The 21,279-nt window shown below is 68.0% G+C and carries 15 protein-coding genes; 7 read left to right on the top strand and 8 right to left on the bottom strand.

Going from position 1 to position 21,279, the window contains the following annotated elements; all coding sequences use genetic code 11:
- Positions 1-428 precede the first annotated feature (428 nt).
- Together KME82_RS17600 and KME82_RS17595 are read right to left on the bottom strand one after the other, a co-directional pair.
- Positions 429-1,172, bottom strand: a complete 744-nt coding sequence (locus tag KME82_RS17600; protein ID WP_215495200.1) for a C40 family peptidase — start codon at positions 1,170-1,172, stop codon at positions 429-431.
- Positions 1,173-1,322: 150 nt separating this feature from the next.
- Positions 1,323-1,904: a C40 family peptidase gene (locus tag KME82_RS17595; protein ID WP_252255392.1), complete on the bottom strand. Its 582-nt coding sequence runs from the start codon at positions 1,902-1,904 to the stop codon at positions 1,323-1,325.
- A gap of 131 nt (positions 1,905-2,035) precedes the next feature.
- Here KME82_RS17595 and KME82_RS17590 point away from each other — a divergent pair, with 131 nt between their 5' ends.
- Positions 2,036-2,515 carry an FKBP-type peptidyl-prolyl cis-trans isomerase gene (locus KME82_RS17590; RefSeq protein WP_036114005.1) on the top strand — a complete coding sequence of 160 codons (480 nt, stop codon included), beginning with the start codon at positions 2,036-2,038 and terminating at the stop codon, positions 2,513-2,515.
- Between the two features lie 421 nt (positions 2,516-2,936).
- Positions 2,937-4,169 (top strand): DUF418 domain-containing protein, encoded by a 1,233-nt coding sequence (locus tag KME82_RS17585; protein WP_215495198.1) that lies wholly within the window; start codon positions 2,937-2,939, stop codon positions 4,167-4,169.
- Between the two features lie 94 nt (positions 4,170-4,263).
- Here KME82_RS17585 and KME82_RS17580 read toward each other — a convergent pair whose 3' ends face one another.
- Both KME82_RS17580 and KME82_RS17575 read right to left on the bottom strand, forming a co-directional pair.
- Positions 4,264-5,871 (bottom strand): M4 family metallopeptidase, encoded by a 1,608-nt coding sequence (locus KME82_RS17580; RefSeq protein WP_215499118.1) that lies wholly within the window; start codon positions 5,869-5,871, stop codon positions 4,264-4,266.
- 740 nt (positions 5,872-6,611) lie between these two features.
- Positions 6,612-8,444 carry a M4 family metallopeptidase gene (locus KME82_RS17575; protein WP_252255389.1) on the bottom strand — a complete coding sequence of 611 codons (1,833 nt, stop codon included), beginning with the start codon at positions 8,442-8,444 and terminating at the stop codon, positions 6,612-6,614.
- 980 nt (positions 8,445-9,424) lie between these two features.
- Here KME82_RS17575 and KME82_RS17570 point away from each other — a divergent pair.
- Genes KME82_RS17570 through KME82_RS17550 form a run of 5 tightly spaced genes read left to right on the top strand, consistent with a single transcriptional unit; the run spans position 9,425 to position 16,462 of the window.
- A complete protein-coding gene (locus tag KME82_RS17570; protein WP_430538847.1) occupies positions 9,425-10,714 on the top strand; it encodes an NAD(P)/FAD-dependent oxidoreductase in 1,290 nt (429 codons plus the stop codon).
- Positions 10,711-12,102 carry a glutathione-disulfide reductase gene (gene gorA / locus KME82_RS17565; protein WP_215495196.1) on the top strand — a complete coding sequence of 464 codons (1,392 nt, stop codon included), beginning with the start codon at positions 10,711-10,713 and terminating at the stop codon, positions 12,100-12,102. The genes KME82_RS17570 and gorA overlap by 4 nt, the downstream gene beginning before the upstream one ends.
- A 27-nt stretch (positions 12,103-12,129) precedes the next feature.
- Complete coding sequence (locus KME82_RS17560; protein WP_215495195.1) at positions 12,130-14,295, top strand: S9 family peptidase; 2,166 nt, start codon at positions 12,130-12,132, stop codon at positions 14,293-14,295.
- Positions 14,296-14,303: 8 nt separating this feature from the next.
- On the top strand, positions 14,304-15,113 hold the full coding sequence (hutG, locus tag KME82_RS17555) for an N-formylglutamate deformylase (protein ID WP_215495194.1): 810 nt from the start codon (positions 14,304-14,306) through the stop codon (positions 15,111-15,113).
- Complete coding sequence (locus KME82_RS17550; RefSeq protein WP_215495193.1) at positions 15,110-16,462, top strand: winged helix-turn-helix domain-containing protein; 1,353 nt, start codon at positions 15,110-15,112, stop codon at positions 16,460-16,462. The genes hutG and KME82_RS17550 overlap by 4 nt, the downstream gene beginning before the upstream one ends.
- 73 nt (positions 16,463-16,535) lie before the next feature.
- Here KME82_RS17550 and KME82_RS17545 read toward each other — a convergent pair whose 3' ends face one another.
- From KME82_RS17545 to parE, 4 genes are all read right to left on the bottom strand, one after another.
- Positions 16,536-16,844, bottom strand: coding sequence for a hypothetical protein (locus KME82_RS17545; RefSeq protein ID WP_215495192.1), 309 nt, complete (start codon positions 16,842-16,844; stop codon positions 16,536-16,538).
- A 92-nt stretch (positions 16,845-16,936) separates the two neighbouring features.
- Complete coding sequence (locus tag KME82_RS17540) at positions 16,937-17,278, bottom strand: hypothetical protein (RefSeq protein WP_215495191.1); 342 nt, start codon at positions 17,276-17,278, stop codon at positions 16,937-16,939.
- A gap of 244 nt (positions 17,279-17,522) precedes the next feature.
- On the bottom strand, positions 17,523-18,683 hold the full coding sequence (locus KME82_RS17535; RefSeq protein ID WP_215495190.1) for a glycoside hydrolase family 5 protein: 1,161 nt from the start codon (positions 18,681-18,683) through the stop codon (positions 17,523-17,525).
- 317 nt (positions 18,684-19,000) lie between these two features.
- Complete coding sequence (gene parE, locus KME82_RS17530) at positions 19,001-20,920, bottom strand: DNA topoisomerase IV subunit B (RefSeq protein WP_215495189.1); 1,920 nt, start codon at positions 20,918-20,920, stop codon at positions 19,001-19,003.
- Positions 20,921-21,279: the final 359 nt, after the last annotated feature.

Here is a 21,279-nt window from a genome sequence, read left to right as displayed (position 1 = left end):
ATTCCCAGTGCGCGTCGCACATCCACATCCTTCGTCAGCCTTATCGCGCGCCCCTTTGCTTTTGCTTTTCCCCCCTTTGAAAAAGGGGGGCAGGGGGGATTTGCTTTGGCTTTGGCTTCTGCATCAACGCCCCCGGCCCGCCGAAAAGCGAATCCCCCGCGCACCAACCGCCCCCAGGATCGAACCACGCCGGGCGCTCGCCCCCTTTTCCAAAGTGGGCGCCGATTTCAGCCGCGGCCTCGTGCGCAAATGGATGGCTCCGTACTCCACCCGGAGCTGTTGCGTTCGGGCAACCGCAGTCTCCTTACGGACACGGCATCACGAACACGGCATCGCCTACGCGGCATGCCAAACCGCAAAACCGGTCGCCCACAACGCAACAGGCCGCCCGAAGGCGGCCTGTTGCGTTTGAATCCTGAAGCGCGACCTCAGATCCCGTCGACCCGGCGCGCTTCCATGAACTTGCCGCTCCAGTAGCCGCTGTCCAGGCTCGACACGGTCACGTCCTTGCCGGTGCGCGGGGCATGCACGAAGCGCCCGTCGCCGAGGTAGATGCCGACATGGTCGACGCGGCCGCGGCGGCCGAAGAACACCAGGTCGCCTTCGGTCATCGAATCGCGGGCGATCACTTCGCCGGTCTTGGCCATCTCGCGCGACACGCGCGGCAGTTCGATGCCCAGGGCGTTGCGGAACACGTAGCCGACCAGGCCGCTGCAATCGAAGCCCTGGTCCGGCGAGGTGCCGCCCCAGCGGTACGGCGTGCCCAGCAGGGCCAGCGCGCGCTGCAGCATGCCCTTGATGCGGCCTTGTTCGGCCACCGGCATGTCGGTCTTGCTCAGGGCCACGTCCTGGCCCTGGCCCAGCAGGCGGTTCAGGTCGGTCGCCAGCAGCAGGGCGCGGTCGGACAGGGTCATCGCTTCGGGCAGCATGTTGCTGGCCGACGGCTCCGGCGCGTCGGCCGAATCGTTGCGCAGCGAAGTGGCCGAAGGCAGGGCGCCGGCGGTCGCGGCCAGCGCAGAGGACTGCTGGGCGAAGGCGGGCAGGGCGCAGACCGCCAGCGAGGCGGTCAGCAGAAGACGTTGGGTGGCCCGGGCCGAAAGGCCTTGGGCGGTAGCGCGCGGTGCTTGGGGGGTGGCAGCCTTGCGGTTGTGGCGAGTGGTTTGGGTCGTCACTTAGTCATCACGAAGTCGTCACCGGTAGGGGATCATGCCCGTGAAGCGCGAGAGGTTGGTTCAAATTTCGTTAGAGGCTCGTTAACAGGTATGTGATTTTTCTCACATTTCTGACGAGTCTGGGAACCTTCCCGCATTCAGGAAGTGATCTCAGTTCTTTCTGAGAACCCGTTTGGCACCGCTGTAGTGGTCGCGCCAGTACGGGCCGTCGAGCCGGTCCAGGCGGACCGTGCCGCCGGTGCTGGGGGCGTGGACGAAGCGGCCTTCGCCGACATAGATGCCGACGTGGCTGACGTTGCCCGCGCTGCCGAAGAACACCAGGTCGCCCGAGGCCAGCCGGGTCGGCTCGATCTTGGGGCCCTGGTAGCCGGCCAGATCGCGCGAGGTGCGCGGCAGGTTGAGCGCCAGCATGTCGCGGTAGACGTAGTTGACCAGGCCGCTGCAGTCGAAGCCGCTGTCGGGGGTGTTGCCGCCGTAGCGGTACGGCGTGCCGACCAGGCTGATCGCCCGCATCAGCACGGCGTTGGAGGCACCCGGGTTTTCCGGCTCGACGTGCGGCCAGACCCGCGCCGGCGGCTGCGGGGCCGGGCCGCGGCGGACGATCTGCTTGCCGCCGCCGCAGGCCGCGAGCAGCACGCACAGGCTCAGCCCGGCGAGCAGCGCCGGCCACGGCCGTGGCCCGCGTGCTGGCGCGGGAGCGATGTTGCCGGGATAATGCGCGGCCTTCGTCACGGCCGATAGCTTGGCGGCTAACGGCAGCGGCGACAAGACAATCGATGTGACCTTTTGTGGCGGCCCGCTCATTGCGGCGCCGCCGTTCCTTTCCTGATCGCCACGGGGCGGTCTTCCCAGCCGGATTTGCCATGAAAATCGAGAAAGATCGCGTCGTTCAATTCCACTACACCGTTTCCGAGCAGGGCAGCGAGCCGCTCGAGAGTTCGGAAGGCCGCGATCCGCTGGCGATCCTGATCGGCCACAACAACATCATCCCGGGCCTGGAAAAGGCGATGGAAGGCCACGAGGCCGGCGACAAGTTCGAAGTCGACGTGGTCGCGGCCGACGCCTACGGCGTGCGCCAGGACGGCCTGACCCAGCGCGTGCCGAAGAAGTATTTCAAGGACACCAAGCTGGAAGTCGGCATGCAGGCGGTGCTGCAGACCAATTTCGGCCCGCGCGCGGTGACCATCCAGAAGATCGGCATGAGCGTGGTCGACGTCGACCTCAACCACCCGATGGCCGGCAAGGACCTGCATTTCGCGGTCGAGATCGTCGAAGTGCGCGAAGCGGCCAAGGAAGAGATCGAGCACGGCCACGTGCATGGCGACGGCGGTCACGCGCACTGATCCACACGCGGCAGCCGGCAACGACGTCCCTATCGAACGGCCCGCGCGAGCGGGCCGTTCGTTTTTTGCGCTGCGATCGGTCGCGTGCGGGTGAGCTGTCGATCCAGTTCCCGTCTGGCGCAGGTAGGGACCGACCAAGCGGTATCTTTTGTTGGAGGGGCTTGAGCCCCGACGCTTTTCGGTCCGGGCTTGGCGAGTTCGGGTTCCCCGAGTGCCGGTGCGATCCGAGAGGAAAGCGTCGGGGCTGAAGCCCCTCCCACAAGAGCGAAGCCCCTCCCACAACAGCGGCGCTTCCGCGCGAGCAGCGTCGCCTACAAAAGCGGCGTTGCGCGCACGCAGCGGCGATTTCACCAAGGCAGTGTCGGCCCAGCGCCGCGCAGATCCAGATCCCTCACGATTCCCTAGGCAGCCTGCGAGCCCGATGAGTCCCGTCCCGTCCGAACTCGCGCCCATCCCCGAACGCGAGCGCCTGCAGGCGCTCGACGCGCTGCGCGGGATCGCGCTGCTCGGCATCTTGCTGAGCAACGTGTCGGGCTTCGCCGGGCCGTTGAACGCATTGCACGAAGGCATCGATCCGGCCCTGCGCGGTTCGGACCGCGCGCTGTCGGCGTTCGTCTACCTGGTGGTGCGTGACAAGTTCTGGACCTTGTTCGCGTTGCTGTTCGGCATGGGCTTCGCAGTCATGCTCGAACGCGCGCGCAGCGCCGGCCGCGATTTCGGCGCGGTCTATCTGCGCCGCAGTTTCGGCCTGTTGGCGCTCGGCCTGGTGCATGCGTGGCTGATCTGGGGCGGCGACATTCTGGTCACGTATGCCTTGAGCGCGTTCGCCTTGTTGGCGCTGCGTTCGTTGTCGCTGGATTTCTGGCTGAAGCTGGGCCTGACCGTCTACCTGGGCACGATCGGCTACATGCTGATCATCGCCGCGGCGCTGACCTTGCCGGGCGTGGCCGAAGGCGATGCCGCCGATCTGGCGCGGGCGCAGGCGCTGCGCGCGGCCGAGGTCGCCGCGTATGCGCATGGCGACTACGCGGCGGTCACCGCGCAGCGGCTGCAGTTCTTTTTCGAGAGCACGATCGCCGGCTGGAGCATGATGCTGCCGCTGTCGCTGGGGCTGTTCCTGATCGGCGCCTCGCTGGTGCGCGGCGGGGTGATCGCCGATCCGGCGCGGTATCGCTGGGTGCTGCGCGCGCTGATCGTGCACGGCCTGCCGACCGGCATCGTGCTGACCGCGATCAGCGTGGCGGTGGACAGCGCGCCGTCGCTGGCGGTGTTCAGCGCGTCGTCGATCTTCGCCCAGACCCTGCACATGCTCGCCGGCCTGCCGGTGGCGCTGGCGTTGATCGCGGCGGTGGTGCTGGGGCTGCACCACGGCGCGCGCTGGCTGCGCGTATTCGCGCCGGCCGGGCGGATGGCGCTGAGCAATTACCTGAGCCAGTCGTTGATCGCGACCTGGGTGCTGTACCACCACGGTTTGAACCAATGGGGACGCTGGTCGTACACGACATTGATCGTGGCGGCGCTGGTGTTGTTCGCGGCGCAACTGGCGGTGAGCGCGTGGTGGCTGCGGCGGTTCCGTTTCGGGCCGGTGGAATGGCTGTGGCGTGCGTTCGCGTACGGCCATTGGCCATCGATGCGGGTGCGCGATCAGGCTTGACCCGCGATCATGCGGCGCTGGTGGCGGCGCGCGGACGGAGCGAGACAAAAAACGGCCCGCAATGCGGGCCGTTTTCGTGTCGCGTGACGATGGATCAGTTGACGCCGGCCGCCGACCAGGCGCGGGCCACGGTCTGGTACTCGGTCGAGTTGGCGCCGTACAGGTCGGTCGCGGCCTGCAAGGTGCCGGCGCGCGCCTGCGGGTAGGTGGTGCTGGAGACGAAGTACTTGGTCAGCGCGCGATACCAGATCGCGCCGGCCTTGGCCCGGCCGATGCCGACGATGGTGGTGTCGCTGTTGCAGACCAGTTGGGCCTTGGTGTAGCTAAAGCCGGCCTGCGGGGTGACGCCTTCGGCGAACAGGAAGAAGGCACGGTTGGCCACGCCGGAGGTGAAGTGCGGGTCGTACTTGGCGCCCTTGCCGGTCTGCGAGGCCGGGAAGCCGCCGCTGGGGTAGCACGAGACCGAGCGGCCGTCGGCGTCCTGCTTGAACATCAGGCGCAGCGCCTTGGTCGCGCCCTGCGACGCCGGATAGACCTCTTCGCCGATCAGATAGTCGCCCTTGTCGATGGCGTTGCCGACGCTGTATTCGACCAGGGTGCCGAGGATGTCGGAATTGGCCTCGTTGATGCCGCCGGAATCCTTGATGTTGTAGTAACCCAGGTTGGCGGTGGCGGTGTTCACGCCGTGCGACATTTCATGGCCGGCCACGTCCAGCGCGACCAGCGGCGTGTTGCCGTTGCTCGAATCGCCGTCGCCGTAAACCATGTAGCTGCCGCTCCAGCCGGCATTGAAATAATTGCTGCCGTAATGAACGTAGCTCTTGACGCCCTTGCCGTCGTTGAAGATGCCGTTGCGGGCATGCACGGTCTTGAAATAGTCCCAGGTGGCGGCGACGCCGTAATGCGCATCGGCGGCGGCGGAGGCGCGGTCGCTGATGGTGTTGTTGCCCCAGACGTTGTCGCTGTCGCTGAAAGCGACCGCGCTGAACGTGCTGCTGCTGTTCTTCGCGTCCAGGGTCTGGCCGTTGCCGCGGCTGGGATCGGTGAGCTGGAAGCCGCCGCTGACCGAGTTGGTGACGATGCCGACATTGCCCAGGGTGATGGTCTTGCCGGTACCGTTGGCGGCCGCCGTGTGGAAGTGGTCTTCGGCTTCCAGCAACGCACCGGTGTGCGCGTCGAGGAAGTACGACATCACGCCGGGCGCCTGGTCGCCGTTGCGCGCGCCTTGCAAACCGACCTGATACGCCAGCGTCGGTTCGCCGCCGCCGCGCGCGTACACCACCAGCTTGGCCGGATCGAGCGAGGCGACGGTGCCGTCGAACTTGGCGCCGGCTTCGATCCGCGCCTGCTCGGCGCCGATGCCGGGCTTGAGCGACGGGCGCGCGGTGGTGCGCATGTTGTCGCCCTGGGTGATCGACTTGAGTTCGCCGTTGCGCGAATGCACGACCATGTCGCCGCCGATCACCGGCAGGCCTTCGTAGGTGCGTTCCATGCGCACGTGCTCGGTGCCGTCGCGATCGATCATCACGTCGCGCGCGACGAAGCCGTCGGACGCGGCGAGGTTGACTTCCTTGGCCGCGGCGTTGCGCAGCAACTGGCGGGCGCGTTCGGCCGCCGAGGTGGTATCGGCCTGCGCCGGCGAGGTGCTGGAGAACGCCAGCTCGCTGCCCGCGCGCGCACCGGTGTCGCCCAGTGCGGCCATGTGCGAACCGGCGTGCTTCGCGTTGGCGGTGAGGCCGGTGGCGTGCGCGGCGGCCGATGCGCTGCCGGCGGCGGACGCGGTGGCCGCCAGAGGGCCGTTCGGTACATCGGAGCGAGCGGAGTGGAACGCCACGCCGGCCAGAGCGGCGACGACGGCGGTGCTCAACAGAGCGGTCTTCAACTGCATAGGTGATCCCCTTCAAGAAAGAGCGAGCAATGAGTGATGACGGACGCTGCAATGCCGAAGTGGAGGCGACCGGTCGCGCTCGTTCCGCACGCAGCGGACGAATCGTCTTGCGCTCTTCATGGTGGAGCGCGCGCGATGCGTCGACACAACCTTAGGCCGTCGTCGAGGCCCGAAGCCGGCCGCATGCAGGCGATAACCGGACGTTAATGCGGGGGATATCACAGAACCGGATATTGCCGTTTCGCCCGTTCAATTCGCCGCTTTCCGGCGCCGCGCGACGCCGCGTTCGCGCATCAACGCAAGCCGTGCTGACAAGGTGAGATGGATGTGTTTTTCCGAGTTGTGACGAGAATCCGATTGCGCGGCGTGGCACGGTTGTGATGTGTGATCGCTGATGTTTGTGTTCGTCGCGGCGAGTCGTGGCGGACCTGCGTGCCGGGCCGTCGGCGACGGGCTTCGCTCGCCGCGACGTTCGCCAAGCAACGAACGGCCCGCTCGCGCGGGCCATCCGGTACTGCGTCGCGCGCATCGATGCGGTGACGCAGGTTCGAGCGTTAGTTCACCTTCACCGCCGACCAGGCGCGGGCCACGGTCTGGTACTCGACCGAGTTGGCGCCGTACAGATCGGCCGCGGCCTGCAAGGTGCCGGCGCGCGCCTGCGGGTAGTCGGTGCTGGAGACGAAGTACTTGGTCAGCGCGCGATACCAGATCGCGCCGGCCTTGGCCCGGCCGATGCCGACGATGGCGGTGTCGCCGTTGCACACCAGGTCCGACGCCCGGTAGGTGGTGGCGAAGTTGGCCGGCACCTTGGCGCCTTCGGTGAGCAGGTATTGATAGAGATTGCCCACGCCGGAGGTGTTGTGCGGATCGTAGCGGCCGCCCGAGGCGGTGCCGCTGCCGCTGAAGCCGCCGACCGGATAGCACTTGAACGAGGCGCCGTCGGCGTTCTGCTGGAACAGCACGCGCAAGGCCCGCTTGCCGTCCGGGCGCGCGTAGACGTTTTCGCCGAGCAGGTAGTCGCCGGCGTCCTTGGCGTTGTTGACGCTGAACTCGACCAGGGTGCCGAAGATATCGGAGCTGGCCTCGTTGATGCCGCCGCTGTCCTTGATGTTGTAGTAGCCGAGGTTGGCGGTGGCGTTGTTCACCAGATGGCCCATCTCGTGCGCGGCCACGTCCAGCGCCACCAGCGGCGTGTTGCCGTTGCTGAAATCGCCGTCGCCATAAACCATGAACATGGTGCCGTCTTCCATCGTGCCGGCGCCGGCGTTGAAATAGTTCCGGCCGTAATGCACGTAGCTGGTGATGCCCTGGCCGTTGTTGGCGACGCCGTCGCGGCCGTGCACGGCCTTGAAATAGTCCCAGGTCGCCGCGACGCCGTAGTTGACGTCGGCGGCGGCGGTGGCGCGGTCGGTCTTGAGGTTGTTGCCCCACACGTTGTCGGTGTCGGTGAAGACCTTGGCCGCGGCCAGTTCGGCTTCGGTCGAGCCGGTGGTGTTGAAGATGTCGATGGTCTGGGCGCCGCCGCGCGAGACATCGACCATGCGGTAACCGCCGCCGGTCGAATCGGTGAGGATGCCGACGTTGCCCAGGGTCAGGGTCTTGCCGGTGCCGTTGGCCGCGGCCGTGTGGAAGCGATCCTCGGCCTGCAGCAGGCTGCCGTTGCGCGCATCGAGGTAGTACGACATCACGCCGGGGTCCTGGCTGCCGTTGCGGGCGCCGCGCAGGCCGACTTGATAGGCCAGGGTCGGTTCCATGCCGTTGCGCGCGTACACTACCAGCCTGGCCGGATCGACCTGGGCGACACGGCCGTCGAACTGCGCGCCGGCCTCGGTCTGCGCCTGCGCGGGGCTGATGCCGGGCGTGAGCCGCGGGCGCGCGGTGGTGCGCATGTTGTGGCCCTGGGTGACCGAGAGCAGCTGACCGTCGCGCGAATGCACGACCATGTCGCCGCCGATCACCGGCAGGCCTTCGTAACGGCGTTCCATGCGCACGTGCTCGGTGCCGTCGCGGTCGATCATGACCTCGCGCGCGGTGAAACCGTCGGCCTGGGCGAGGTGGACCTCGCGCGCGGCGGCGGTGGCGAGCAGTTCGCGCGCGCGTTCGGCGGCGGCGCTGCGGTCGGCCTGCTCGGGCGAACGGCTGGCCCAGGCCTGGCGACTGCCGGGACGCGCGCCGGTATCGATCAGGGCGCGCAGGGCGGCGGTGTTCTGCTGCGCGGCGGCGGCGCGCGCGTGGGCCGAGGCGGCCGGCGCCGCGAGCGGGCGACCCTGCGCGCCGGCCATGGCGGCGGAGGTGTCGAGGGTGGCGTTCGAATGCGGGCCGTACACAGCCAAACCGGCGAGTCCGGCGATCACGGCGGTGCTCAGTAGTGCGGTCTTCAACTGCATGGAAGCGATTCCCCTGGGAAATGGTGCGGAAAGACGGCACTCCCGCGGCCGGCCCGGGGGCGCGGCGTGAGAGGCCGGTATGACGGCGGCTCGGCCGCTTCGGTGGCGTCGGGCGGTCGTAGCGGTGCGTCGGGATCAACGCTAAGGCCGTGCACTACAGTTGCGATGCAAGAAACAAAATTTTCTGAAATAGAAAATGAGAGGCGCGTCACGATCCTGTCGGCTTCGGACGAGTCTCAGGTCCGCTGCCGGCCGCGCCGGAGACGCCATCGCCGCGTGCGATGCGCCGATGCCGCATGGCGTTGCCGATCGCGGCATCGGGTCGGTGGCGCGTGCCTGTCGGCAGGGTGCGATCGCGGCTGGGCGCCCGATCCGGAAGACGGACTGGCGGGTTGATTTCGATCCGTCCCCGATCCGGCTCAGGTCGCACCGAACGATCCGCTGGAGCCTCATCGGCGCGCGCGGCCTGATCGCAACCCCGCATCACTGAAACCTTGTATCCGATCCGCATCGCAATCACATCCGCGCGCGCTCGTTACTATGTCCGCGGCGCCGCACGAAACGGCCCATGGCAGTGCCGCGCCGCCGCGCGCGGATCGGTTCGAACCAGGCGACGGAGCACAATGGGCGCAGTGCAGGTGGGTGAGGATTCGGCGGCCGCCGTCGCGGGTGCGCGGGTGATGTGAGGGCGCGCGGGCGTGGGTGACAGCGCGCTGGCGGTGCGGGTCGGCGCGCGCGCGGGAGCAGCAACGCGGCGATCGGGCGTGCGGCATGGCGCGGGATGGAGTGATCGCGCAGGCGGATGATGATGACCGCGCGCGGCCTGTACGTGCATCCCCGCTCGACGCAACTGTGCGATCCGCATCGCTGCACATCCGCGCGCGCTCGCACAATCCGCGCGCCGCCGAAACGGCCCATGGCAGTGCCGCGCCGCCGCGCGCGGATCGGTTCGAACCAGGCGACGGAGCACAATGGGCGCAGTGCAGGTGGGTGAGGATTCGGCGGCCGCCGTCGCGGGCCGCCGCGAGGACGTGATCGTCGTCGGCGCGGGCGTGATCGGGCTGACCTGCGCGCTGGCGCTGCTCGACAGCGGCCGCGCGGTGCGGGTGATCGATGCGCGCGCGGCCGGCGCCGGCAGTTCGCACGGCAACTGCGGCACGATCACTCCGAGCCATGCCACGCCGCTGGCCGCGCCCGGAGTGATCGCGCAGGCGCTGCGCTGGATGCTGACCCCCGACGCGCCGCTGTACGTGCATCCCAAGCTCGATCCGCAACTGTGGCGCTGGCTGCTGGGCTTCGCCGCGCGCTGCAATCCGCGCGACTGGCGCAGCAGCGCGCAGGCCAAGGCGGCGTTGTTGAACGACTCGCGCGCTCGTCTGGAAGACTGGGTGACGCGGTATGGCCTGGTCTGCGAGTTCGATAGTTCAGGCGTCGACTACGTCTTCCGCGATGCCGCCGCGTTCGCCGCCGGCCAGCACGAACTCGATCTGCTGCGCGAATTCGGCGTGAACGTCGAGCTGATCGACGGCGCCGCGTACAACGCCCAGGACCCGGCGTTCAAGCCCGGCCTGGCCGGCGCGATCCGCTTCGATCACGACGCGGTGCTGCGCCCGGACAAATACGTCGACGAGCTCGCGCGCAGCGTGCGCGAGCGCGGCGGCGAGATCGTCGAGCAATGCGGCCTGCGCGGCGTACAGCGCCGCGACGATGCGCTCGAACTGGACACCACCGGCGGGCCGATGCGCGCGCGCGAGGCGGTCATCGCGCTGGGCGCGTGGTCGCCGCAGTTGTCCGATGCGATCGGCCTACCTTCGCTCAAGCGGGTGATGCAGCCGGGCAAGGGCTATTCGATCACCTACGACCGGCCCGCGCTGACCCCGCGCCGGCCGGTGGTGCTGCGCGAACGCAAGGTCTGCGTGACCATGTGGGACAGCGGCTTCCGCCTGGGCAGCACGATGGAATTCTCCGGTTTCGACGCCAGCCTCAACCCGCGCCGTTTGGCCGCGTTGGAACGCGGCGCGGCCGAATACCTGCATCAACCCGTCGGCCCGGTCGAGCGCGAGCGCTGGCAGGGCTGGCGGCCGATGAGCCTGGACGACGTGCCGCTGATCGGCCGCGTGCCCGGCCGCGACGGCCTGTGGCTGGCGACCGGCCACGGCATGATGGGCGTGAGCATGAGCGCCGGCACCGGCCAGCTGATCGCCGACCTGATCGCCGGGCGCCCGCCCGCGATCGACCCGCACCCCTATCGACCGGAGCGTTTCGCTTGAACGCAAACGAACGAGAACTCGAGACAGACCCCGCCCACTTCGACCTGATCGTGATCGGCGGCGGCTCCGGCGGCCTGGCCGGCGCGTTCCGCGCGGCCGAATACGGCGCGCGCGTGGCCTTGCTCGAACCACATCTGCTCGGCGGCACCTGCGTCAACGTCGGCTGCGTGCCGAAGAAGGCGATGTGGCTGGCCGCCGACATCGCGAGCAAGCTGCGCATGGCCCAGTCGCTGGGCTTCGCCGTCGACAGCCCACCGAACAAGCCTTGCGGACTCGACTGGCCGACCTTCATCGTCCATCGCCAGCGCTACATCGCCAATATCCACGACAGTTACCGCCGGCGTCTGGATGCGGCCGAGATCGTGGTCCAGCCGATGCGCGCGCACCTGATCGACGCCAACACGATCGAATGCGAGAACGGTGTGCGCCTGCGCGCGCCGCGGCTGTTGATCGCGACCGGCGGGCATGCGGTCAAGCCGCCGATTCCCGGGGCCGAACTGGGCGAGACTTCGGACGATTTCTTCAACTGGTGCGCCGCGCCCGAACGCGTGGCGATCGTCGGCGCCGGGTACATCGCGGTCGAACTGGCCGGCGTATTGCAGGCGCTGGGCAGCCGGGTCGAGCTGTTCGTGCGTGGCCAACGCCTGCTGGAAGGCTTCGACCATGAGCTGACCAAACAACTGGCCGACGATTACATCCAAAGCGGCGTGCATCTGCATTTCGGTCATGCGATCGCCGCGCTGGAAGCCGACGGCGCGCGAGTGCGGCTGCGCGGCGTCGACGGCTCGCTCAGCGACGCCTTCGACAAGGTGCTGTTCGCGACCGGGCGGCGGCCGAACACGGCGAACATCGGCCTGGAGCAAGTCGGCTTGGCGCTCGATCCGCGCGGCCACATCGTCGTCGACGAACTGCACGCGACCAACGTCGATGGCGTGAACGCGATCGGCGATGTCACCACCGACCTGCCGCTGACGCCGGTCGCGATCGCCGCCGCGCGCCGGCTGATGGATCGCGTCTACGGTCAACGCGAGGGCCGGCTGGACCCGAACGATATTCCGACCGTGGTGTTCGCCCATCCGCCGATCGGCAAGGTCGGCCTGACCGAAGACGAGGCGCGGGCACGACATGGTGACAATCTGCACATCTATCGCGCCGGGTTTCGGCCGATGCTGTACGCCCTGGCCGAATCGCCGCAGCGCAGCCTGTTCAAGCTGATCTGCGTGGGCGAGGAACGCCGCGTGGTCGGCATCCATCTGCTCGGCGAGGCCGCCGACGAGATGCTGCAGGGCTTCGCGGTCGCGCTCAAGCGCGGCATCACCCTGGACGACCTGCGCGATACGGTCGCCATCCATCCGACCAGCGCCGAAGAAGTGGTGCTGATGCGCTGAACAACGCAAGCGACAGGAGCAGGCGGCATGAAGGGTAGGGATCGCGGCAACACACGGCTTCGGCGTTTGCGCGGCGCGCTCAACGCGGCGCTGGTGCTGGCCTTCGCTTGCGCGGGATTTGCCCACGCGGACGAAATCAGCGCCGCCCAAGCCCACGCGGAGGCGGGTGGTTTCGACATCGCCGACCTGCTCAGCGCGCCGCAGCCCGAACAACTCACCGGCGCCGGCGATGCGCCGGTGATCGCATGGGTGTCGAACGAACGCGGCGTGCGCAACCTGTGGTCGGCGCGCGCGCCGCAATTCGCGCCGCGCCAGCTGACCGCGTTCGACGAGGACGACGGGCAGTTGCTCAGCGCGCTGCGACTCAGCCGCGACGGCCGCTGGCTGGCCTATGTGCGCGGCGGCGGTCCGGACGCCGCCGGCAACAACAGCAATCCCACCGGCGATCCGGACGGGCAGGAACAAGCAGTGTGGCTGGTCGCCAGCGACGGCTCGTCCAAGCCGCAGCGCATCGCTGCGGGGCGCTCGGTGCAGTTCGCGCCGCAGGGCGATGCCGTGATCGTGCAGGGCCGCGGCGTGGGCTGCTATCCGTTGCCGGGCATCACCGCGCCGGCGTGGTGCAAGGAAGCGTTGATCAAGACCCGCGGCGCGAATGCCGCGGCCGGGTTCTCGCCCGACGGCAAGCTGCTCGCGTTCGCCAGCAACCGCGGCGATCACGGCTTCATCGGCGTACTCGACCTGGGCCAGCGCGAAGTGCGCTGGCTCGGCGCGGATTTCTACAACGACAGCAACCCGGTGTTCTCGCCCGACGGTCGCCGGGTCGCGTTCCTGCGCACCGCCGCCAACCGGCCGGGCGAGCAATTCGATCTGACCAAAGCCAATGCCTTCGAAATCTGGACCGCCGACGTCACCACGGGGCTTGCGAAAAAAGTCTTCCGATCGAGCGACACAGCCGGCGGCTACGCCCAGTTCAACGGCGCCGACCCGTTGCTGTGGAGCCGCGACAACCGCTTGATCTTCGCCTCCGAACAAAGCGGCTGGCTGCATTGGTACGCGATCGCGCCCGAGGGCGGCGACGCGCGGCCGCTGAGCCGCGGCGAATGCGAAGCCGAAACCATCGCCCTGGCTGACGACGGCGCGTTCGTGTTCAGCGGCAACTGCGCGCAGATCGATCACCGGCAACTCTTCAGCGTCGACGCGAAGGGCGCGACGCAGACCCTGCTCAGCGCGAAGGACGAGATTTCCACCGAGCCGGTGGTGCTGGGCGGGCAGTGGATCGCGTTCCGCCACGCCGATGCGCGCCGTCCGACCGCGATCGCGGTGATGCCGCGCGGCGGCGGCGAGCCCAGGCGGATTTTCCCGGCGAGCTTGCCGGCGCAGTTCCCGATCGATCGCTTGGTCGTGCCCAAGACCTTGAGCCTGCGCGCCAGCGACGGGGTGACTTCGCACGCGACCGTGTTCGAGCCGCCGGCGAGTTACAAGGGCAAGCGCGCGGCGCTGATCTACGTGCATGGCGGCCCGATCCGGCAGATGCTGCCGGGCTGGCACTACAGCAACTACTACTACAACGACTACGCCAGCAATCAATGGCTGGCCAGCCGCGGCTACGTGGTGCTGGCCCTGAACTACCGCGACGGCACCGGTTACGGCCAGGGCTTCCGATTGGCCGAGAAACAAGGCCCGCGCGGCGCCAGCGAGTACCAGGACGTGCTCGCCGCGCAGGCGTATCTGGCCAAGCGCGACGATGTCGACGCACGCCGCATCGGCATCTACGGCGGCTCCTACGGCGGGTTCCTGACCGCGTCGGCGCTGTCGCGCAATTCGGATCTGTTCGCGGCCGGCGTCGACCGTCACGGCGTCCACGACTGGCGCGAAAGCGCCAAGGGCGGCGACAACAGCGGCCTGTGGGGGCTGAAGCCGGATGAGCTGGACCTGGCGTTCAAGTCCTCGCCGGTCGCCTTCGTCGATGGCTGGCGTTCGCCGGTGCTGTTCGTGCATGGCGACGACGATCGCGCGGTCAAGTTCTCGCAGAGCATCGATCTGGTCGAACGCCTGCGCGCACGCAAGGCGCCGGTGGAAACCCTGGTGATTCCGGACGAAGACCACTTCTTCCTGCGCTACGCGACCTGGCTTGCGGTCCATCGCAGTACCATGGACTTCTTCCGCCGGCATCTGCAGTCCGGCGCCGACTGAAGCGGCTTATGACTATTGCGCACCCGACCGAGCCCGTATTCCAGCTGCATCGCGGCACCGCCCCGCTGCTGATCAGCCTGCCGCACGACGGCGCGTTGATCCCCGAGGCGCTGAAGGCGCGCATGGTCGAATCGGCGCGGCGCGCGCCCGACACCGACTGGCATGTCTCGCGTCTGTACGATTTCGCCCGCGAACTCGGCGCATCGATCCTGGTGCCGCGCTATTCGCGTTACGTGGTCGATCTGAACCGTCCGCCCGACGACACCTCGCTGTATCCGGGCCAGAACACCACCGGCCTGTGTCCGGCGGTGCAGTTCAGCGGCGAGGCGGTGTACCTCGACGGCCAGTCGCCGGATGAAGCCGAAGTCGCCGAACGGGTCGAGCTGTATTGGCGTCCGTATCACCAGACCCTGGTCGCCGAACTCGACCGCATCCGCGGCGAACACGGCCGCGCGGTGTTGTGGGAAGGCCATTCGATCCGCGGCGAAGTGCCGTTCCTGTTCGAAGGCCGCTTGCCCGACCTCAACCTGGGCACCTCCGGCGGCAAGACCTGCCTGCCCGAGTTGCAGGCCGCGCTCGAAAGCCTGTTAGCTGCGCAGACCGACTACGACTGGATCGCCAACGGCCGCTTCAAGGGCGGCTACATCACCCGCCATTACGGCGATCCGGAGATCGGCGTGCAGGCGGTGCAGTTGGAGCTGAGCCAGCGCAATTACATGAACGAAGACTCGTTCGCCTACGACGAAGCCAAGGCCGCGCGCCTGCAGCCGCTGCTGCGCAAGCTGCTGAGCGCGACCCTGGCCTCGCAGGACGCATGAGCCCGAAGCGCGTGGCCGCTACCCGCGCCGCGCGCGCAACCGCGGCCGTCGTGGCGGACGCGGCGGCGTTCGGCGAGCCGGCATCGCCAGCGATCGCGCCGGCCGCGCCCGTTGCGCCGCTCTCGCTGACCCAGGCGCGCGCCTTGCATCTGCACGCGCAGGGCCTGCTCACGCGGCCGCGCAAGCGCGCGACCCGGGCCGATGCGCTTGCCGCGATCGCGCGCATGCAATTGCTGCAGATCGACACCATCCACGTCGTCGCGCGCAGCCCGTACCTGGTGCTGTTCTCGCGACTGGGCGATTACCCGGCGCAGTGGCTGGAAGAACTGCTGGCGCAGCGCGCGATCTTCGAGATCTGGGCGCATGAAGCCTGCTTCGCGCCGATGGACGACTACCTGTTGCACCGCAACGCGCTGGAGCAGCGCGCCCACCACTGGGCGATCCGCAACGCGCGCCAGCATCGTCAGGACAACGGCGAGCAGATCGATCGGCTGCTGGCGCATATCCGCGAACTCGGTCCGGTCAAGTCGTCGGACTTCGAACGCGAGCCCGGCGGCAGCGGCGGCGGCTGGTGGGGCTGGAAAGACGAAAAGCGCTGGCTGGAAACCGGGTTTGCGCTGGGCGAGCTGATGGTCGCGCGGCGCGAGAATTTCCATCGCGTCTACGACCTGAGCGAACGCGTGGCCGGCCTCGCCGTGCCGGGCTGGGACACGAGCGTGCTCGACGCGGCGCAGGTGCGGCGCGAAACCGTGCTCAAGTCGGTCAAGGCGCTGGGCATCGCCCAGGCGCGCTGGGTCGCCGATTACTACCGCACCAAGCCGCGCCTGCGCGATGCCGACCTCGACGCTTTCGTCGACGAAGGCGTATTGCTGCGAGTCGCGGTGAACGGCTGGAACGCGCCCGGCTACGTCCACGCCGATCACGCCGCCGCGCTGGCCCAGGCCGCTGCCGGCCGTTTGCGCGCAAGCCATTGCACCCTGCTGTCGCCGTTCGACCCGGTGGTCTGGGATCGCGAACGCGCCAGCGAACTGTTCGACTTCGACTACACCCTGGAGTGCTACACGCCCGAAGCGAAGCGCCGCTACGGCTATTTCGTGTTGCCGATCCTGGTGCGCGGCCGATTGGTCGGACGCCTGGACGCGAAGGCGCATCGCGCCCAGGGCGTGTTCGAGGTCAAGGCGCTGTATCTGCAAGAAGGCCTCGACGGCGACGAAGCGCTGGCCGCCGACATCGCCCGCGCGATCGACGATTGCGCGCGCTGGCACCAGACCCCGACGGTGAAGCTGACGCGCTGCAAGCCGGCGGCGTTCGCCAAGCCGCTGAAGTCAGCGTTGGCGGCGTTGGGCTGAGCGATCGGAAGGTTCGTCGCAGCGGGCGAGGATCAGCGCGGCTGCGGCGCGCCGTCTGGCATCACGCGCGGCATCAACAGGCCATCAAGCCCATCAGCAGAATCACATCGTCGTCCTGCAGCGGCAGGTCGCGGTCCTGGCGTGCGCAGAATTCGCCGTCGCTGCGCTGCACATGGATGTCAATCTGCTGCTCGTCGCCGCTGTCGAGGTCGAGATAGAGGAAGTAGCGTCCGTCGTACCCGACCGCCGGCGCGATCCGCACGCGGAATGCGCGTTCGTACGCGTCCAGTGCTTCGCCGAGCGTCGCGGCCTGCACCTGCAGGCTTTGATCGAGTGAGCCGAGGAATTCGTCCAGATGATTGGGGCCGTGTACGACAGGCATGCGGCGATCGTCTCGGAGGGGGGAACCGGCGCCGATTCGCGGGCGTCGTCGGCGCGTCGGATGCTGCGAGGTGAATCAGCAGGGCGTCGCGGTCATACGCCCTTGGCGATCAGCACATACGCCGCGACCAGCCCCAGCAGCGGAATCATGTTGAGCACCAGCGCCGGCACCGCGATGCCGCGCCGCTCGCCGCGGAACAAGGCGGTGATCGCCAACAGGCTGCCGAACAGCCAGCTGGCCGCGCTGTACATGATCGCCTTGCCGCTGCAGTGCAGGCTCCAGTCGCCGCACTGGTTCTGCGGGGTCAGGCCGAACACGATCGCCCACGCCAGCAACGGCCCGAGCAGCAGGGCGAACCAGGCGAGCACGCCGAACAGGCGGCCGGCGGTGTCGACCGGCGGTTTGCGTCGGATCGCCTCGCTGTCAGTGACCATGGCGGCGGGCCTCGCGAGGGGCTGGGCGTGCGGCCCACGAGTGGGCGGGGTGGCGTCCTGTCATGTCGATCTCCTGTGAATCCGAACCGATGCGGGAACATTGCCGCATCGCCGCGCTGGGCCGCGTGATTATGCGCCGCGCGGCGCGACGGTGCGAATCGCGGCGCTACCGACAACGGCCGCCCCGAGGCGGGTCGGCCGTTGCATGGTAGGAATCGCCGGCCTGGAACGACCGCTGGCTATTTCAGGGAACGCACTTGTCGCCGCTGAACACCAGCAGATTGTTCTGCAGTTCGGCGACTTCGGGACGGTACGGGAGATCTTCGACCGCATAGTCCTCGAACGGCCACCAGGCCCAGCTCTGCCCATTGGCGCTGACGATGCGCGAGGTGTGCTTGGCCAGCGACAGCGCCTTGTTGCCGTCCTGGACGACATCGGCGCCGAACTCGCCCATCACCATCGGCACGCCCCAGGCGCCAGCCTTGTCCAGTAGCGGCTGGATCACCGCGACCAGGCCGGCGCAATCGCGATTGTTGTAAGCGACCGCTCCGGCTCCCTGATCGGCTTGCGGATAGAAATGCGGCGTCAGCACGAAATTGGTCAGGTCGGGCTTGGCGAGTTCCGGCCGCACCGTGCCCACATCGCCCTCGACGAACAGCATGTGGCTCTTGTTGTCCAGGTCGCGACGGTCGGACCAGCGGATGCGCGTGCCCACGTACTGGTAGAACTGCGGGAGGATCGCGCTGTTGAGCTGCCCCGAACCGATCGTGCGGCCGGGGTGTGGCTCATTGATGACGTCCCAGCCGGCGAGGTTGTGATAGTTGCGCAAGCGCCAGGCCACCGTGCGCCAGGCATCCGAATAGACGTCCCAGGCTTTCTGGCCGGCGTGCGGGCCTGCGCTGACGGTCTGATTGCTCCAGAACGCATCCCAGAACTCGGGCTGGTTGGACGAGGTGCACGCGCCGGCCAGCATGTCCTCGACGAACCATCCCGGAAAGCCGCTGCCCCAGTCGCTTTGGAAGCATTGCGAGGTGTTCCACTGATGCATCGAAATCAGCACCCACATCTGGCGCTTGTCGGCTTCGGCGACCAGGGTTTCGATTTCGGCCACATAGCTCCAGTCGATGTTGCCTGGGGTGGGTTCGAGAAAATTCCAGTTGATCGGAAAGCGGACGAAATTGAAGCCCCACGACTTGTAGCGATCGAGCTGCTTGAGGTCGACCGGGCGCTTGTGGGTGTGCTGGATGAGGTTGTAATTGAGGCCTTTCAGCCGAACCCATTGGCCGTCCTGGCGGGTCATCTGGCCGAGCCCGGCGGGCGCCTGCAGCAGGTCGTCGGCGGTGGTCTGGGCGTGAGCGAGATTGGCCGCCAGCAACAGCAGCGGCAGGGCGAACTTCAGATGCATGATGCAATGTCCTTATCAATCTGATTGAGAATAAGCAGCAGCGCCGCCGACTCGACTGCAATGTGCTGCAAGCTGGATTTACGGGCGGTAGAGAGAGCTCTCGACCGCCGAACACGATCGCGTATCGCCGAATCACTCGCTAAGACGGCGCGTTGGCTTACCGGCGGCAACATCGCGTCGGCGTGATGCCGCGATACCTTCGCGGGGAGTGAGTCATGGCGTCGGCGACGGGGCGGGGCGCCATGTCGTAATCGTCGGCGCGCTCAGGCCGATGGACGCGGCACGGCTCGCAAAGCCCGTGCGCGTCCGTGCATCGGTCAGACTTCCAATGTCGCCAGATCGCCCTTCGTTTCCAGCCACGCCTTGCGGTCGCTGGCGCGCTTCTTGGCCAGCAGCATGTCCATCAGCGAGTGGGTCTGGGCGTTGTCGTCGATGGTCAGCTGGACCAGCCGGCGGGTGTCGGGGTGGATGGTCGACTCGCGCAGCTGCGAGGCGTTCATCTCGCCCAGGCCCTTGAAGCGGGTGACGTTGACCGCGCCGCTCAGGCCCTTCTTGCGATCGCCTTTCTCGCGCTCGATCTTTTCCAGCAGGATGCGTTTTTCCTCTTCGTCGAGCGCGTAGAACACGGTCTTGCCCACGTCGACGCGGAACAGCGGCGGCATCGCCACGAAGATGTGGCCGGCCGCGACCAGCGCCGGGAAGTGGCGCAGGAACAAGGCGCTGAGCAAGGTCGCGATATGCAGGCCGTCGGAGTCGGCGTCGGCCAGGATCACCACCTTGCCGTAGCGCAGGCCGCCGATGTCTTCCTTGCCCGGATCGCAGCCGATCGCGACCGCGAGGTCGTGCACTTCCTGCGAACCCAGCACGCTGCCCGAAGCGACTTCCCAGGTGTTGAGGATCTTGCCGCGCAGCGGCAGGATCGCCTGGAAATCCTTGTCGCGCGCCTGCCGCGCGCTGCCGCCGGCCGAGTCGCCTTCCACCAGGAACAGCTCGGTGCGCGACAGATCCTGCGAGGAGCAGTCGGCGAGCTTGCCGGGCAGGGCCGGGCCCTGGGTGATCTTCTTGCGGGTGATCTGCTTTTCGGTCTTCAGGCGCGCTGCGGCGCGCTCGATCGCCAGCTGCGCGATCTTCTCGCCCAGTTCGGTGTGCTGGTTGAGCCACAGCGAGAACGCGTCGTGCGCGGCGCCTTCGACGAAACCGGCGGCCTGGCGCGAGGACAGGCGTTCCTTGGTCTGGCCGCTGAACTGCGGGTCGGTCATCTTGATGCTGAGCACGAAGGCGACCCGGTCCCACACGTCTTCCGGCGCCAGCTTGACGCCGCGCGGCAGCAGGTTGCGGAAGTCGCAGAACTCGCGCAGCGCGTCGGTGAAGCCGGTGCGCAGGCCGTTGACGTGGGTGCCGTGCTGGGCGGTCGGGATCAGGTTGACGTAGCTTTCCTGGGTCAGCTCGCCGTCCGGCACCCAGGCCACGGCCCAGTCGGCCACTTCGTTTTCTTTCTTGAGCTGGCCGACGAACAGGTCCGGCGGCAGCAGTTCGCGTTGTGGCTGGCCGTCGCGCAATTCGCTCGACAGGTAGTCGCGCAGGCCGTCCTCGTAATACCACTCGGTGCGTTCGCCGGTGGCTTCGTCGAACAGCTTGACGTTGAGGCCGGGGCACAGCACCGCCTTGGCGCGCAGGATGTGCTTGATCGAGCGCAGGTTGAACTTGTTCGTGTCGAAGTACTTGCCGTCGGGCCAGAAGCGCACGCGGGTGCCGGTGTTCTTCTTGCCGACGCTGCCGACCACTTCCAACGGGGTGGCGCGGTCGCCGTTGTTGAAGGTCATGCGGTATTCGTTGCCGTCGCGCTTGATGTGCACTTCGACCAGCTTGGACAGCGCGTTGACCACGCTGACGCCGACGCCGTGCAGGCCGCCGGAGAAGGTGTAGTTCTTGTTGCTGAACTTACCGCCGGCGTGCAGGCGGGTCAGGATCAGCTCCACGCCGGGGACTTTCTCCTCCGGGTGGATGTCGACCGGCATGCCGCGGCCGTCGTCGGAGACCTCGCAGCTGCCGTCGGCGTGCAGGATCACCTCGATGCTGCGGGCGTGGCCGGCCAGGGCCTCGTCGACCGAGTTGTCGATGACTTCCTGGGCCAGGTGGTTCGGCCGGCTGGTGTCGGTGTACATGCCCGGGCGGCGTTTGACCGGGTCCAGGCCGGAAAGGACTTCGATGTCGGCGGCGTTATAGCGACTGCTCATTAACTGTTGGGTCTGGCCGTGGGGTTCGGAGCGGCGAGGATGAAGACGGCGGGCTAGGTGGTCAAGCCGGCCGGGGCGATGGGCGAAGGAAAAGCGTGCCGGGTCGGCGTCTCGCCGGCTGCGACCCTTGCGCCGGCGGGCGTCGCGGGTGCCGCGGCGCGCGGTGCTCGTCGTGCTGAGGGCCGCCCAGTGGGCCTGGCCGGGCTGCGTCCGATCGTCGCACGGGTTTCGGCGACGCGGCCGGGCTCTTGCGGCGATCGTCGTTCAGGCAGGTCGAAATCGGCGGCGCACGGCGCGAACGTGGCGCCAACGCGCCGCCCGGCCGGTCGCGGCGAGGCCCACGCGTGCGATCCAACGGC

Origin of the sequence: Lysobacter capsici (assembly GCF_018732085.1) — a bacterium.
In the GTDB taxonomy this organism is placed as follows: Bacteria; Pseudomonadota; Gammaproteobacteria; order Xanthomonadales; family Xanthomonadaceae; genus Lysobacter; species Lysobacter capsici_A.
This window is presented reverse-complemented; position numbering and strand designations above follow the sequence as displayed.